The sequence below is a fragment of the Corallococcus macrosporus genome, assembly GCF_017302985.1.
GTDB classification, from domain to species: domain Bacteria; phylum Myxococcota; class Myxococcia; order Myxococcales; family Myxococcaceae; genus Corallococcus; species Corallococcus macrosporus_A.
The window spans coordinates 75,860-90,319 of the sequence record NZ_JAFIMU010000017.1 but is presented as its reverse complement, the minus strand read 5'-3'; the positions used below and the strand labels follow the sequence as shown (position 1 = coordinate 90,319).

At 75.6% G+C, this 14,460-nt stretch carries 5 protein-coding genes; 2 read left to right on the top strand and 3 right to left on the bottom strand.

Going from position 1 to position 14,460, the window contains the following annotated elements:
* Positions 1–6: 6 nt before the first annotated feature.
* Complete coding sequence (locus tag JYK02_RS36705; protein WP_207057615.1) at positions 7–9,546, bottom strand: flagellar hook-length control protein FliK; 9,540 nt, start codon at positions 9,544–9,546, stop codon at positions 7–9.
* Positions 9,547–9,713: 167 nt separating this feature from the next.
* On the opposite strand from JYK02_RS36705, the gene JYK02_RS36700 reads away from it, so the two are divergent.
* Together JYK02_RS36700 and bla are read left to right on the top strand one after the other, a co-directional pair.
* Entirely contained in the window at positions 9,714–12,149 is a 2,436-nt protein-coding gene (locus tag JYK02_RS36700) for a protein kinase domain-containing protein (protein WP_207057614.1), read from the top strand.
* Between the two features lie 112 nt (positions 12,150–12,261).
* On the top strand, positions 12,262–13,044 hold the full coding sequence (bla, locus tag JYK02_RS36695; protein ID WP_242589618.1) for a subclass B1 metallo-beta-lactamase: 783 nt from the start codon (positions 12,262–12,264) through the stop codon (positions 13,042–13,044).
* A gap of 13 nt (positions 13,045–13,057) precedes the next feature.
* Here the strand turns inward: bla and JYK02_RS36690 are convergent, their stop codons facing one another.
* Together JYK02_RS36690 and JYK02_RS36685 are read right to left on the bottom strand one after the other, a co-directional pair.
* Positions 13,058–13,468 carry a hypothetical protein gene (locus JYK02_RS36690; protein ID WP_242589617.1) on the bottom strand — a complete coding sequence of 137 codons (411 nt, stop codon included), beginning with the start codon at positions 13,466–13,468 and terminating at the stop codon, positions 13,058–13,060.
* Between the two features lie 77 nt (positions 13,469–13,545).
* The gene (locus tag JYK02_RS36685; protein ID WP_207057611.1) at positions 13,546–14,442 is read right to left on the bottom strand and encodes a CHAP domain-containing protein; all 897 of its coding nucleotides are present in this window, start codon (positions 14,440–14,442) and stop codon (positions 13,546–13,548) included.
* Positions 14,443–14,460: the final 18 nt, after the last annotated feature.

The window sequence follows — 14,460 nt, the reverse complement described above, 5'->3', positions numbered from 1 at the left end:
TCCAGGTTAGACGTCCAGCGAGGCCAGGGCCAATTGACGGAAGGCCTCGCTGCGGGACAGCACCGCGCCCACATCCACCGCCGCGGGGTCCCCGCCGCGCACGTCCGAGTCCAGCCGCGCCAGCACGCGCCCCGCCGCCAGCGACGCGGGCATCGCGCGCCAGGCCGCCACCGCCGCGTCCTCCCACGCCAGCACCGCGCCGGGACGGGTGAGCTCCACGCCCTCGGAGCCCAGCGCCAGCGCCAGCGCGCACAGCCAGCCCAGCTCCACCGCGCCGAAGCAGCCGAGCGCGCCCGCGCCCAGCACCAGCGCGTCCGGCGACGTGAGGTACGCCTCCACGCCACCGCGCGGGTCCACGGACACGCGCACGCCTTCCGCGCCCAGCGACACGAGCACCGGCTTCAGCGCGACGTGCAGCCGCGCGAGGCTCTCTTCCGTCACCGGCACCAGGCCCTCCGGCTCCGGGTGCTGGAAGTCCTGCGCGGGACGCTCCAGCCGCGACACGGGCGCGCGAGGCGCGGGAGCGTCGCTGCTCACGAGCGCGGCGCCGATGCCGTCCGTGCGCTCCGCCTCCGGACGTCCCAGGGCGCGCAGCGCTTCCGCGTAGAGCGTCCAGCCGTCCACGTCCGGCCACTTCTCACGCAGGAGCGCGGGCCAGAAGCGCACCGCGAGCACCGCGCCGTCGGGGGACGGAGAGAAGCGCTCGGTCACCCACCGCGTCAGCGCGGGCGTGAGCTGTTGTGCGTCCGCGAGCCGCTCCGCCAGGCGCACCGCCGGGCCCACGAGCTGCGCGTCCAGGTAGCCGCGCAGGATGACTTCCAGCTCCGCGGGGTCCTGCGTGAGGCGCTCGCGCAGGCGCAGCGCTTCGCCCACCAGGCCGCGCGCGTCGGCGAGCTTCACGCGGCGGGCCAGCCGCTCGTCCGTGTCCGGGAGCTGCTCCAGCTGCGTGGCCGCCTCGGCCCAGCGCTGCTGGGCTTCGTAGGCGTCCGCCAGGCGCTCGCGGTACGGCGTCCACGCGTCGGCGCCCGCGAGCTTCGCGAGGGTGTCCGCCAGCGTGAGGAACACCGTGGACTCGCGCGCCTCGTCCACCAGCGCGAGCAGCGCCTGCACGGCGGCGAGGTTGTCCGCGTCGTCGGCGAGGGCGGCCTCGAAGGCCTCGCGCGCTTCCGCCGGCTGGGCCAGCGGGCCCTGGAGCAGCTCACCGCGCTCCAGGTGCAGCAGCGCGCGCGCCCTGGCGTCCTTCGTGTCCTCCGCGATGAGCGCCAGCGTGCGCTCCGCGGACTCCAGGTTGCCCAGCTGGCGCTCCAGCGCGTAGCGCTCGCGCAGCAGCTCTTCACGGCGCGCGGGCCAGCCGTCCGCCGCGAAGGCCAGGGACTCCAGCCGCGCGGGCTCCGGCAGCGCGCGCACGCGGACGAGCACGGCCTCCGCCAGCGCTTCCGGCTCCAGCCCCAGCTCCGGCAGGAGGAGCATCAGGCGCGCGCCGAGGCCGGGCTCACCACCCACCTCTTCCAGGGCGCGCAGGCGCGCGAGCACCGGGGCCGGACGGGCGCGCAGGACTTCATCGCGCAGCGCCACGGCGAAGCCAGCGTCGCGCTCATAGGACAGGGCCGCCAGCTCCAGCAGGCCTTCCCACTCCGCGTCCTCGCGCAGGCCGTCCGCCAGCGCGGAGGCGTGGGCGGGATCCGCGTCCGGCATCGCGACCAGGGCCCAGAGGGCCACGCGCGTGCGGGGCACGTCGCCCGCCTGCGCGGCCATGGCCAGCGCGTCGGTGTACTCGCCCGCGGCCATGGCGGGCGCGAAGCCCACGTCCAGGGCGCGCGCGAAGGAACCCAGGCGGGCGAAGCGCTCGGCCAGCTCCGACGCGGACAGCATGTCCGGTGCGTCCGTGGCGATGCGCTCGATGACCTCCAGCGCCTCGCTCATCTCACCCGCCTTCTCCCAGAGGCCGGCGGCCTCCAGCAGCAGCGGCGGACGCTCTTCCGGCGCGGCGAGCCGGGCCGCCTGCAACAGCGCGCGGGCCGCGCGGGGCGCGTCTCCCGAGGCGCGGTGCAGGTGCGCGACGAGCAGCGCGGCGCGCAGGTCCGGCTCCGTGGCGACGGCGGCCTTCGCGGCCTTCAGTGCGTCTTCCAGCAGGCCTGCCTTCTCGAAGGCCCGCGCGGCGGCCACCAGCAGCGACACGCGCTGCTCGCCCGACGCGAGCTCGGCGCGGGCCACGCGCACCTCGGCGCGGCGCGCGTGCGCTTCACCGAGCAGCGGCTCCAGGGCCTCCAGCGCGTCGGCGTAGCCGGCTCCGGAGACACCGCGCGACACCACGGCTTCCAGCGCGTCGCGGGCGGCGTCCTCGCGGCCCGCGTCCTTCGCCAACGCCGCGAACTCCAGGCGGAGCACCGCGGACTCGTCCGCGTCCTCCGTGAGGGGAATCAACCGCTCCAGCGCGGCGAGCAGTTCGGCGGACTCCTTGCGTGCGCGCAGGCCGTCCACCAGCGCGCGCAGGGCGGCCGGGTTCTCCGGATCCGCTTCCGCCGCGCGGCGCGTGAGGGCCCAGGCGGTGTCCGCGTCCGACAGCGACTCGTTCGCCACGGACGCGGCGGCGAGCAGCAGCTCTGCGGCGCGCGAGCCTCCCGCGGCCTCCGCGCCCGCTTCGTAGATGCCCAGCAGGTCGCCGTGGCGGCCCAGGGCGCGCAGTCCCTCCACCGCGCGGTCGATGACGCTCGCATCCGCCGGGCGCAGCCGGGCCAGGGGCACCAGCGCGTCGATGGCCTCGCGCGGATCATCGAAGAGGTCGGCCGCGCGGCGCAGCAGCACCTCTTCCGTCGCCGCGTCCTGGGCCCTGCGCGCCAGCTGCAACGACGCGCGGTACAGCCCGGGGCCGTTGCCCGTGCGCGAGTGCACCTCCGCGAGCAGCGACAGCGCCTCACCGCCGCGCGCGCCCTCCGGCTCCAGCGACACCACGGCTTCGAAGGCATCCGCCGCGTCGTGGAACGCTCCGGACGCGAGCGACGCGTGGCCCAGGCGCAGCCACGTGCGCACGCGCACCGGCACGGGCAGCGTGTCACCGCCCAGCGCCAGCACCCGGCGGTCATACGGCTGCGCGGCGGCGGGGCCACCACCCTGCGCGGCCAGCTCGGCGCGGGCGCAGAGCGCGTCCACGTCGCCGCCCGCGCGGCCCAGGTAGTCGTCGAAGGCCTCCGCGGCCTTGAGCGCTTCACCCGCGTCCAGCAGGCGCTGGGCCCGCTCGCGCAGCAGGGGCAGCGCTTCGGTGGGGGCCACGGCCTCCGCGCGCTGGCCCAGCAGGTCCGCCAGCCGGCGCACGTCTCCGGCGGCGCGCTCGCGCACGTGCTGGAAGGCCTCCGCGTTGGCGGGGTCCAGCTCGAACGCGCGGTCCTCGCAGAGGATGGCGCGCTCGCGGGCACCCTCTTCGCGGAAGGCGCTCGCGGCGGCGAGGTAGCTGGCGGCGGCCTCGGCGGGCGTCTGACGCTCGGCGCGGCGGAGCATCAGCTCGGCCAGGGCCTGGCGCTCGCCGCTCTCCTCCAGGAAGGCGCGGTGGCGCGCGAAGACGGGCTCCCGGAACGGGTCGGCCTCCAGGAGGATGGCGTCGAACTCGGCGGCGTCGGCGGGGCGGCGCACCTGGTGCAGCAGCTCCGCGGCCTGCGCGGTGAGGTTCAGGTCGTCCGGCTTCGCGGCGCGCGCGGCGATGAGCGCGGCGGCGGCGGCCTCCGGCTTGTTCGCGCGGTCGCGGTAGAGGACCGCGGCCTGGAGCAGCAGCGCCGCGTGGCGGTCGGCGTCGATTTCCGACTCCGCGCACTCCTCGTACCAGGCGGCCAGCTCCGCGAGCCGTCCGTCGCGCTCCAGCAGCTCCGCGAGCAGGTTCTCGGCCTCGGTGAGCCACCGGTCCTGGCGCAGGGCCTGGCGCAGGAAGCCCTCGGCCTTCGCAGGGTCCGCGAGCTCGCCCAGGTACAGGCGGGCGAGGCGCAGCAGCACCGCCGCGCCCTCGCGCGTGCCCGTCATCCGGGGCAGGCCACGCTCCCACCAGCGCGCCTCGGCGGCAGCGTCGTCGCGGCGCTCGGCCAGGGCCGCGCCCATGCGCGCGGTGTCCAGCTCCGCGGCGAACCCGAAGGCGCGCTCCAGCGAGGCCTCGGCCGCGTTCAGATCCAGCTTCACGTCGCGCAGCAGCTCCGCGCGGCGGCGCTCGCACGCGGCGGCCTCCGCGTTGCGCTCCCCCGCGGCGAGCAGGTCGCGCGCGTTGGCGAGCGAGCGCAGCGCTTCGTCCGCGCGGCCCAGCGACTCGGCGAGCCGGGCCTCTTCGTCGTAGGCCGCGAGCGCGGCGTCCACCTCTCCGGCCTGGAGGCTGAGCGCGGCCACCGGCTGGAGCTCCGCCAGGAGTTCCGACGTGCGGCCCGTCTCGCGGTAGAGGGCGACGAGCCGGCGGCGCAGGGGCAGCGGCTCCTTCGCCATCTGCGCCGCGTGGGACAGCAGCGACGCGGCGATGCCCGCGTCCGCCAACGCCTCGCGTGCGCGCTCCGCCAGCGACACCAGCCGAGTGACGGTGTCCTCAGACGGCGCCAGCACGCGCGCGTGGGCGACGCGCACCTCGAAGGCACCGCGCGGATCATCGCGCTCCAGCAGCGCGGCCAGACGCTCCACGGCGCGCTCGCACAGCGGGCGCTCCGCGAGCAGGTGCCGGTACGCGGCCACCGCGCGCTTCACGTCTCCGGCCTGCTCCGCCAGGTCGCCCAGGCGCAGGCTCGTGGACTCCGCCGCTTCCGGGGCCGCGCGGAAATCCGCGGCCTGGACCAGGGCCTCCTGCAACGGCAGGGCTTCGCGCACCGCGCCGCGCAGGAAGAGCAGGTCCGCGAGCGTGGCCAGGTCCTCGCCCTTCGCCGGCACCCGCGCATGCGCGCGACGCGCCAGGGCCAGCGCCCGGTCCAGCTCCTGGGCCTGCCGCGCGTAGGTGACACCCTCGCGCAGCAGCGCCGCGGCCTCGGCGGCGTCGGCGTCCTCCGCCGCGGCCTCCAGCAGGCCCGCGGCCTCCAGCAGCTCACCGCGACCGGCCACCAGCGACACCAGCCGGCGGCGCACCGTCGCGTCGGCCGGGCTCAGCCGCAGCGCCTGGCGCAGCGCGGCCTCGGCGGGCGCCCCCTGCCCCAGCCGGTCGAGGTAGAGGCTCGCGAGCTCCGAGTACAGCGACGCGGCGGCGGCGGCCGGCGCATGGGGCGCCTCGGCGGCGAGCAGCTCCGCGAGCCGGGCCCAGTCCTCCAGGTCGCGCAGCACGCGCTGCAACGCGAGCGTGGCCTCTTCGTGGCGCGGCGCCAGGACGAGCGCGGCTTCCAGGTCGCGCGCGGCGCCGCTCCGGTCGCCCAATTCTTCGAGCAGCGTGGCGCGCAGCAGGAGCGCCTCCACGCGGCGGGCGATGGGCCCCTGGCGCGAGGCCTCGGCGAGCGCGGCGGCTTCGTCGGCGGGCTTGCTGTCGCGGCGGGCCAGCTCGGCGAGCGCGAAGAAGGCGTCGCACCGCGCGTCGGAGGGCGGATCCAGCGCGATGGCGGCGCGCAGCGCGTCCCCGGCGGAGGCGCGCTCGTCCTTCTCCAGCAGCACGGCGGCCAGGGCCAGCAGCCGCTCCCGGGCGCGGGCGCCCAGGGTGGCATCGGCGGCGACGGCGCGGCGCCAGGCATCGAGTTCGGCGGGCGCGTCCGACGCCTCGCGCGCCAGCTCCGCCAGCATCAGCAGCAGCGGCGCGGGGCGGCGCGACAGCTTCGCGGCCTGCGCGCAGTCGTCCCGCGCGGGACCCGTGCGGCCCGCGCTCCGGTGCAGGGCGGCCCGGCGCGCGAGCAGCTCGGCGCGGGCTTCACCCGACGCGGCGGACACCAGCGTGCCCAAGAGTTCCAGCCGCTCGGCCTCTTCTTCCGGCGTGCCCGTGCCGGGCGGGGGCAGCAGCTCCAGCAGCGCCTGCGCGGCCCACGCGTCCTGCGGCTCCTCCGCCAGCAGGCTGCGCAGCGAATCCGCCGCGGCGCTCGCACGGCCCAGGGAGAGGCACAGCTCCGCCAGCTCGCGGCGGGCCTGACGGCGGGCGTCTCCGGCGAGGCGCGGCCACAGCTCCACCAGCAGGTCCGCCAGGGCCTCGCGGGCGCCGGCCTTGCGGTGCAGCGCGGCCAGCTCCAGCCGCGCGTCCAGGTCCTCCGGCGTGCGCGCGCTGAACTCCGCGAGCAGGCGCCGGGCCGCGTCCGTGCGGTTCGCGCGCACGGCGGCGGTGGCGGCCTTGCGCGTGAGGGCCACGCGCTCCGCTTCGCGCGGGGCATCCACGTCCGCGGGCGGCAGCGCCAGCACCGCCTCGAAGTCCTCCAGCGCGGCGCGGGCATCCGTGGCCAGCCGCAGCTCGCCCCGGCGGATCCGCGCGGGCGCGAACGTCGCGTCGCGCTCCAGCGCCTCGGCGAGGAAGGCCTCCTCGCGGCTGGTGCCCGCGGCCAGCAGCGACGCGCGGAAGAGCAGCTTCGCGCCCGCGCGCGCCTCCGGCACCAGCGTGGCACGCCGCGCGTACAGCCGCGCCGCCTCCAGCTTCTCGCCGCGTTCCAGCTCCAGCTCGGCCAGCGCCTCCAGCACCTCGGCGGCCAGCGGTCCCTCGGGGCTCGCCTCCAGCGCGGAGGCCAGGCGCATCAGCGCGGAGGCCTTCTCTCCGCGCTCCAGCAGGGCGCGAGCGCTCTGGAGGAACAGCGGCGCCGCCTCCTCCGCCCGGTCCGCGCCCGCCAGCGCCTGCGCGCGCGTGGCCCACAGCTCCGCCAGCGCCTGCGTCTCGCCGGCCTCCGTGTAGAGGGCCTCCAGCCGCGTGGCGAGCACGTCGTCCAGCCGCCGCAGCGGGAACGCCTGCGCGTACGCGGCGATGGCGCCTTCCCGGTCGCCCAGCAGCTCACACGCACGGCCCAGCCGCGCGCGCACGTCCGCCAGCTTCTCCGGCGCCGCGGTGCGAGGCAGCGTGGCCAGCAGCGATTCCAGCGCGCGGCGGGCATGCTCGGGCCGCTCGCAGCGCAGGCTCAGGTCCGCCAGGTCCAGCAGCACCGCCGCGTCCGGCGCCAGCCGCGCGGCCTTCTCCAGCGCCACCAGCGCGTCGCCCACGCGGCCCAGCCGCGCCTCCAGCACGCCGGCCAGCTCCCGCAGCGCCGCCGCCGCCAGCCGCTTGTCGCCCTGCGCCTCGGCCACGCGCGCGCGGTCCTCCAGCGCCGTCGCGAGCCCCGCCAGGTCGGAGCGCTTGCGCTGCAACGCGCACAATTCGCCCAGTGCCGGCAGGTCGTCCGGCTCCGCGCGCAGTACCTCCTGCAGCGCGTGCACGGCGAGGTCCAGGTCGAACGCCAGGTCGCGCGCGGCCACCGCGAGCCGGCGGTACTTCTGCGCCCGCTCCTTCGGTTCCACCGTCAGCCGCGCCAGCGCCGCGAGGCACCGGGTGAGCTGTGCGCCGTCGCGACGGGCCTCGGCCAGCGCGAGCAGCGACTCCAGCGCGGGCCGGTGGTCTCCGTCCGCCTCCAGCGCGAGCGTGAGCAGCTTGTCGGCCTTGTCCGCCTGCTGGAGCTTGCCCCGGTACAGCTCACCGGCCTCGGCCCACAGCGCGGCGCGGGCCTTCGGCTCCTCCTTCAGCGCGGCGGCCTTCTCCAGCGCCTCGGCCAGCTCCTGAGAGCGGCCGGTGACGCGGAAGTACGGAATCAGCTCCTCCAGCGCCACCGCGTCGCGCGGGTCCAACGCGAGCGCCGCTTCCAGGTGCTCGCGCGCCCGCGCCGGGTCGCCCAGCTTCGTGCGCGACAGCCGCGCCAGCGCATGGTGGCTCTCGTGCGCGGCGTGGCGCACGCTCTCCGAACGCGGCGCGGGGCCCGCCAGCTCCAGCGCCTGCTGGTAGCCGCTCAGCGCTTCCTGCAACCGGCCCAGCCCTTCCGCCACGCGCGCGGACGCGAACAGCGGCTCCGGCTCACCGGGCAGCAGCGACACCGCCTCGCGGTAGCGCAGGAGCGCGTTCTCCGGCTGCTTCAGGCCGTCTTCCCATACACGGCCCGCGAGCAGGTCCGCCTGTCCCACGCGGTCCAGCTCATGGCGCGCCATGGACACTTCGCGCAGCCGGTCCAGCGCCTTCAACGCGCGCAGGTGCTCGCCGCCGCGGTGGCACAGCTCACCGAGCAGCAGCAGCGCGTCCGGCTGATCCGGAGACAACCGCAGCGCGGCCTCGCAGTGCAGCCGGGCGCCCGCGATGTCGTCCTCCGTCTGCGCGCACAGCCGCGCCAGGTGCACGTGCGCGTCCGCGGCCTCCAACGGGTCGCGCGCCAGCGCCGCGAGCCGCCGGTACGCCCGCACCGCGCCCGCCCGGTCGCGCGCCTGATCCGACGCGCGCGCCAGCGCCTTCAACGAAGGCAGGTGGTCCGGCTTGAGGCCCAGCAGCTCGTGCAGCGCCTTCACCGCCACCTGAGGCGCGGTGTCGCGCGAGGAGCGCGCGGCGGCCTCGGCGGCGAAGAACGCGGCGGCCTCTTCCGACGTGCGGCGGGCCAGCGCGCACAGCGCCAGGTAGCGCTCCGCCGCGCGGGCACCCTCGCCCCGGCGCTCGCGCACCACGGCCTCGCCCCACAGCGCCGCGGGGCTGCGGTCCCGGCGGCGCGACAGCGTGGCCGCGACATCCAGGGCCAGGTCGTGCGCCTGAGGATCCGCGACGAGCAGCGCCAGCAATCGCTCCGCCGCGAACGGGTGCGCGTCCTGCGCGTCTCCGGCCTGAAGGTACGCCTGCCGCGCCTCCGCGAGCCGGCCCTGCGCGACCAGCGCCTCGGCGTCCGCGAAGGCCCGGGCGCCCTCCAGCGCCAGCATCAGCTCCTCGTCCGGCGCGGCGGGCGGCGGCAGCCCACCGGCGGCGAAGCGCAGGCGCAGGCCCGTGCTGGAGACCTCCGCCGCGGACAGGCGCGCGGTGTCCAGCGTGGGCACCTTGTAGCCCCGGCTCAGCGCGGCCAGCTCGCACAGCGCCGGTAGCACGCGGGTGGAGAAGCCGGTGGCGCCGCGCACCTCCACGTCCGGCAGCAGGCCCAGCGCGCCCACGGCCTCGGACAGCAGGCCCGGCAGCTGCACCGACGGCGTGGCGGAGAAGCCATACAGCCGCACGTCGTAGACGTAGACGGCCAGCCGGTCCCCGTCCGCGTCGAAGGCGATCTTGAACGTGAACGGCGTGCGCTCCGGCGCGGGCAGCCGTCCCTGGCCCTCCAGGTAGCCGGGGCGGAAGTGCAGCCGCAGCTCCTCGATGCCCGCCAGCCGTCCGGCCAGCTCCGCCACCTTGCGAGTGACGAGGTCCGCGTCGACCGTCAGCTCCAGGAAGCCGAAGAGCAGCTTCTTGCGCTGGTAGCGCGTGGCGCCCGCGCTGACGTTGAACGGGAAGCTGACGTCCGGAATCTGGAGCGCGAAGTCGGCGATGCGCAGCCCGGGCTGGACCTCCAAGGCCGGAAAGCCCACGAACGCACGCCGATCCAGCAGGCGAAGCTCGGGGGCGGCGCCGGAAGCAGGCGCGACGGGCTTGGGGGACTCGCTATCGGTGGCCATCGGTGAGGCTGGGGAGGCTACCATGCCCCCTAAGCCCTGGAATTTTTAGGCAAACCCTTGGCTGGGAGGCAGGCGGCGGGGCATGGCGCACCCAGGCGTTGTCCAGGTGATTCCGTCCTGGAGGAACGTCATGCGCCCAAGAGGGAAGCCGTGCAATATGCCGCGCCGTGCTGGCCCCCGACGCACTGGTTCTCGACGGCCGTTTCCGGGTTCTCAAGCCCCTGGGCTCTGGGGGCATGGGTGAGGTGTACCTGGGTGAGCAGGTCTCCCTGGGACGCAAGGTCGCCATCAAGGTCCTCCACCACGACCTGCACGCCCAGGCCGGCATGGCCGAGCGCTTCAAACGCGAGGCCCGCCTCCTCTCCGCGGTGGAGCACCCGGCGGTGGTGCGCATCGTGGACTTCGGCCAGTCCGGCGACGCCGCGTGCCTGGTCATGGAGTTCGTGGAGGGGCAGAGCCTCCACGACGCGCTCCAGGACGGCCCGCTGCTCGCGCCCCGGGCGCTGGCGCTGCTCCAGCAGTTGGCGGAAGGGCTGTCCGCCATCCACGACAAGGGCATCATCCACCGCGACCTGAAGCCGGAGAACGTCCTCATCTCCCCGTCCGCGCGCGGAGAGCAGGCGCGGCTCCTGGACTTCGGCATCGCGCGGCTGGTGGAGCCGGAGGCGGGCAGCGCGCTCAGCCAGGTGGGCGTGGTGCTGGGCACGCCGGAGTACCTGTCCCCGGAGCAGGCCGTGGGCGCGAAGGTGGACACGCGCAGCGACCTGTACTCGTTCGGGGTGCTGGCCTACCGCGTGCTTTCCGGACGGCTGCCGTTCGACGGGCCCACGCCGCGCCACTTCCTGTCGCAGCACGCCTCGCACGCGCCGCTGCCGCTGGACCGCGCGGCGCCGCAGTTGTCGCGCTACGTGGGGCTGCTGTCGCTGGTGATGCGGCTGCTGGACAAGGACCCGGCGAAGCGGCCGCAGACGGCGAAGGAGCTGGCGGACGCGCTGGGCCTGGCGCACGCGGCGCTGATGGCGTTCACCCCCAGCCAGGGCACGCCCATCGTCCATGCGACGCCCTCCTCGGGCACGGCGCCGGCCGTCGGCGGTTCGGGCACGGCGGCCTTCGGCGTGAACCCCGCGCCCCCGGGCCCGGGCTCGGGCACGGCGGCGTTCGGCGTGGCACCGGCCGCTCCTTCCGTGACGGCGCCTCCGGTGCAGGCCCCGCAGCGCACGGGCACGGCGGCGTTCGGCACGGCCCGGCTGACGGGCGGCGGGATGCCCGCGGTGACGGGCGGCGCGGCGGTGACGAAGGCGCAGAACGTGACGGTGATGCTCACCGACATCCAGGGCTTCACCGAGCGGATGAGCCGGCAGACGCACGAGGAGAACGCGCGGATGCTGGACACGCACGACCGGCTGCTGATGCCGCTGGTGCGCGAGCACGAGGGACGCCTGGTGCAGAAGCGCGGCGACGCGCTGCTCGCCGTCTTCCGGGCCCCCACCGCCTCCATCCGCTGCGGCATGGCGATGCAGCAGGCGCTGTGGCGCTACAACCAGACGGTGCCGCCCGAGCACCAGCTCCACATCCGCGTGTGCCTGCACGCGGGCGAGGTGCTGGTGACGAACGACGCGGTGCTCGGCGAGCCGATGGAGGTCGTCAAGGCGGTGGAGCACGTGGCCGCCGCGGACGAGGTGACCTTCACCGAGGCCGTGAACATGGTGCGCAACCGCGCCGAGGCTCCCGCCGAGCCCTGCGGCGCCATCCCCCTGCCCGGCCGCGACGAGAAGGTGCAGCTCTACCGGGTGACGCGCTCGGCGGAGGGCTCCCCCTTCGCCGCGGCGCTGGGCCTCCCGGAGCCAGGGACGAAGCTGCCACCGCTGGACGCCCTGCGCCTGAAGGCGCGCGAGGGCGCGAGGTACCTGCGTCATCACCCGCGCGTGCTGGCCGGCGTCGCGGGGGGAGCGCTGGCGCTGCTGGTGGCGGGCGTCGCCTGGGCGGTGCACGCGAATGATCCGCTGGTGCAGGCGCGTGGGCTCCTGGAGGACGGCAAGCCCCGGGAGGCCCTCCAGCGGCTGGAGGCGCCAGACGTGCCCAAGGGCGCGCAGACGACGCTGCTGCGCGCGGAGGTGAAGCACGCGCAGAACCGGCACAACGAGGAGCACGGCCTCATCCTGGGTCTGGGCAAGGAAGACGCGGTGGAGCCGGAGACGACCCTCCTGGATGGGCTGGCCGAGGACCTGGGCGACAACGACACCTCCGCGAGCCGGGCCCTGGACGCTCTGCCCGACGCCACCGTCCTTCCGCGCATGGAGTCCCTGGCGCGGGGCGAGCTCTCCTCGAAGCAGTGGGGCGCGCTGCGCTACCTGGACGCCAGGGACTACAAGGGCCTGGACCGGGTGAAGCTCTTCTCCGCGTCGCTGGAGTCCAGTGACTGCAACGTGCGCGCGAAGGCCGCCCTGCGGCTGGTGAGCCTGGGCGACGCCGCCGCCCTGCCCGCCCTCACGCGCGCGGTGGAGTCGGCCTCCAGCGAGAAGCCGTCCGGTAGCGGCAAGGCCTGCAACGCACAGGTGCTCAGCCGCGCCCTGGAAGAGCTGAAGAAGAAGACCGCGCAGTAGCGTGGGGCGTGGCTCACCGGACGCGCGGGTGCGTCACGGGGGCCACGCATTCGCTGTGCATCCCTCTTGCACTCGCGGCGGGCCTCCCATGCGTTCCTCTCACTGGAGCCCCATGAAGCCCCTGCGCCGCGCCGCCCTGCTCGCCTTCCTCGCGTGTTCCGCCACCGCCTCCGCGGCACCGCCCAAGACCCCTTCCAAGAAGCCCACCCCGGCGGCCTCCGCGAAGCAGGAGGAGACCGTGCTCGCGAAGGACGTGCGCGTGCGGCGCATCGCCCCGGGCGTGTGGCTGCACGTCACGGAAGCGGGCGGGGACTGGGCGGGCATCACCGCGAACGGGCTGCTCGTGGAGGACGGTGACGCTTCCATCCTCGTGGACACGGGCTGGAAGCCGGAGCACGCCAAGGCGCTGCTCGCCTGGGCGAAGGACACGCTCCATCGCCCGGTGCGCGCGGCGCTGGTGACGCACTTCCACATCGACCGCACGGGCGGCATCCCCACGCTCGACGCCCAGGGCATCCCCGTCCACGCCCGCGAGGACACGGCCCGACGCGCGAAGGCGGAGGGCAACCCCGTGCCCCAGCAGCGCTTGAGCGATGCGCAGGACTTCGGCCCGCTGTCGGTGTTCTTCCCGGGCGCCGGGCACTCGCCCGACAACCTCGTCGTCATGCACCCGGCCTCGGGCATCCTCTACGGCGGCTGCTTCATCAAGGACGCCACGGCGAAGGGCCTGGGCAACCTGGACGACGCGGACGTCGCCGCCTGGCCCGCGAGCCTCAAGCGCGAGCGCGAGCACTTCCCCGACGCCCGCATCATCGTGCCCGGCCACGAGCAGCCCGGTGGGACGGAGCTGCTGGACCACACCGAGGCCCTGCTGAAGAAGAAGGCCTCGAACTGAGAGACGCGGCGGCTCAGTCGTCCCGGCGCGCGTGGCCCTTCTTCTTGCCACGCCCCGGGCCGTCCCAGTCGTCGTCGTCCCAGTCGCGGCCGCCCTTGTCCTTCACCTTGTCGTTCACCTTGATGAGGTTGCGCGAATAGGCGTCGTAGTCCAGGTGCAGGTGCCCCTTCTCCCCCCGGCCGTCCACGCGGAACTTCACCTTCCACACGTCGTTGCCGGTGAGGTGCGCCTCTTTCAGGTCGCAGCGGTAGCCGCGCGCACGGCACTGGTCGAAGCCGCGCCGCACGGCCTCGTCGTAGCCCATCGCCACCGGACGTGACGGCGGCGGCCTCGGGGGCGGCCGGTGCGGATGCGAGGGACGCGTCTCGGCCACGATGCAGCCGGATGACAGCAACAGGCTTCCCAGGAGCAGGGGCAATCTCATGCGCGGGATGACGCCACACCCGCGCATGGATTCAAACGCGCTCGCGGTGCGAGCCCGTGCCCGGGACTGCCGTGAGACTACAAACCTCCAGGCGAGGCGAACGCGACGAAGAGCTCGCCCGCGAGGTACGCGCGCATCCCCTTGCTCGCCGGTCGGATGAAATCGTTGAGCAGCGCACCGGAGTCGAGCTTGTGCACCGTGGGGAAGGCCAGGTTCATGCGGCTGCGCGCCACGCCCTTGCCGCCCCGGTGGATGAACGTCACGGTGCCGTCCGGCGCCACCGCTTCCACCACCGCGATGTGCGTCATGCCGTCGTTGCGCTTGCCGTCGCGGTTGCGGTCGTACGTCTCCTTGAAGAACGCCAGGTCGCCCGGACGCGGGTTCAGCCGGTGCACCGCGCCCGCCGCCTGCGCGCGACGGAAGATGCCCGTCACCGCGTTCTCGCCGGCGAGGAAGCCGTGCGCCACCAGGTCGATGCCGGCCTGGAGATACGCCAGCCGCACCAGCCCCGAGCAGTCATTGGGCACCGAGCGGTCCAACCGCCGCGCGCCCACCAACTGCGCCGCGCGCGCCACGATGCCGCGCGCCAGCTTCGACGGCGGCGGCAGCAGCTCCTCCCAGAAGCCGCCCGGCCCCTGCGTGGGCCCGGTGAAGAGCGCCGCGGCCTCCAGCGCCGCCGCGATGACGCCCGCCTCCTCCGGCACCGGGTGCGCGTCCGCCTCCAGCAGCGCGGCCAGCCCCTCGCTGCCCTCGGGCGTCACGAAGGCCAGCGGCGGCGGGGCTTCGGCCTTCACGCCGAGTGCCCCCTCCGCGCCCACCGCCGCGACCTTTGGGGCTTCAACCGCGGAGGGCCGCGTGACGGCCGAGCCAGGGAGTTCCACCGCCATGCGAGGCGCGGCGTCCGGGACGTGCGCACAACCCACCAGGCAGCCCAGCGACATCAGGGTGACGAGCGACGAACGACGCAGCAGCAACAAGTCCTCCGGGGGTGA

Coding starts and splice junctions, on each gene's coding strand:
- JYK02_RS36705 (WP_207057615.1), bottom strand. CDS start 9,546: ATGGCCACCGATAGCGAGTCCCCCAAGCCCGTCGCGCCTGCTTCCGGC.
- bla (WP_242589618.1), top strand. CDS start 12,262: ATGAAGCCCCTGCGCCGCGCCGCCCTGCTCGCCTTCCTCGCGTGTTCC.
- JYK02_RS36690 (WP_242589617.1), bottom strand. CDS start 13,468: ATGAGATTGCCCCTGCTCCTGGGAAGCCTGTTGCTGTCATCCGGCTGC.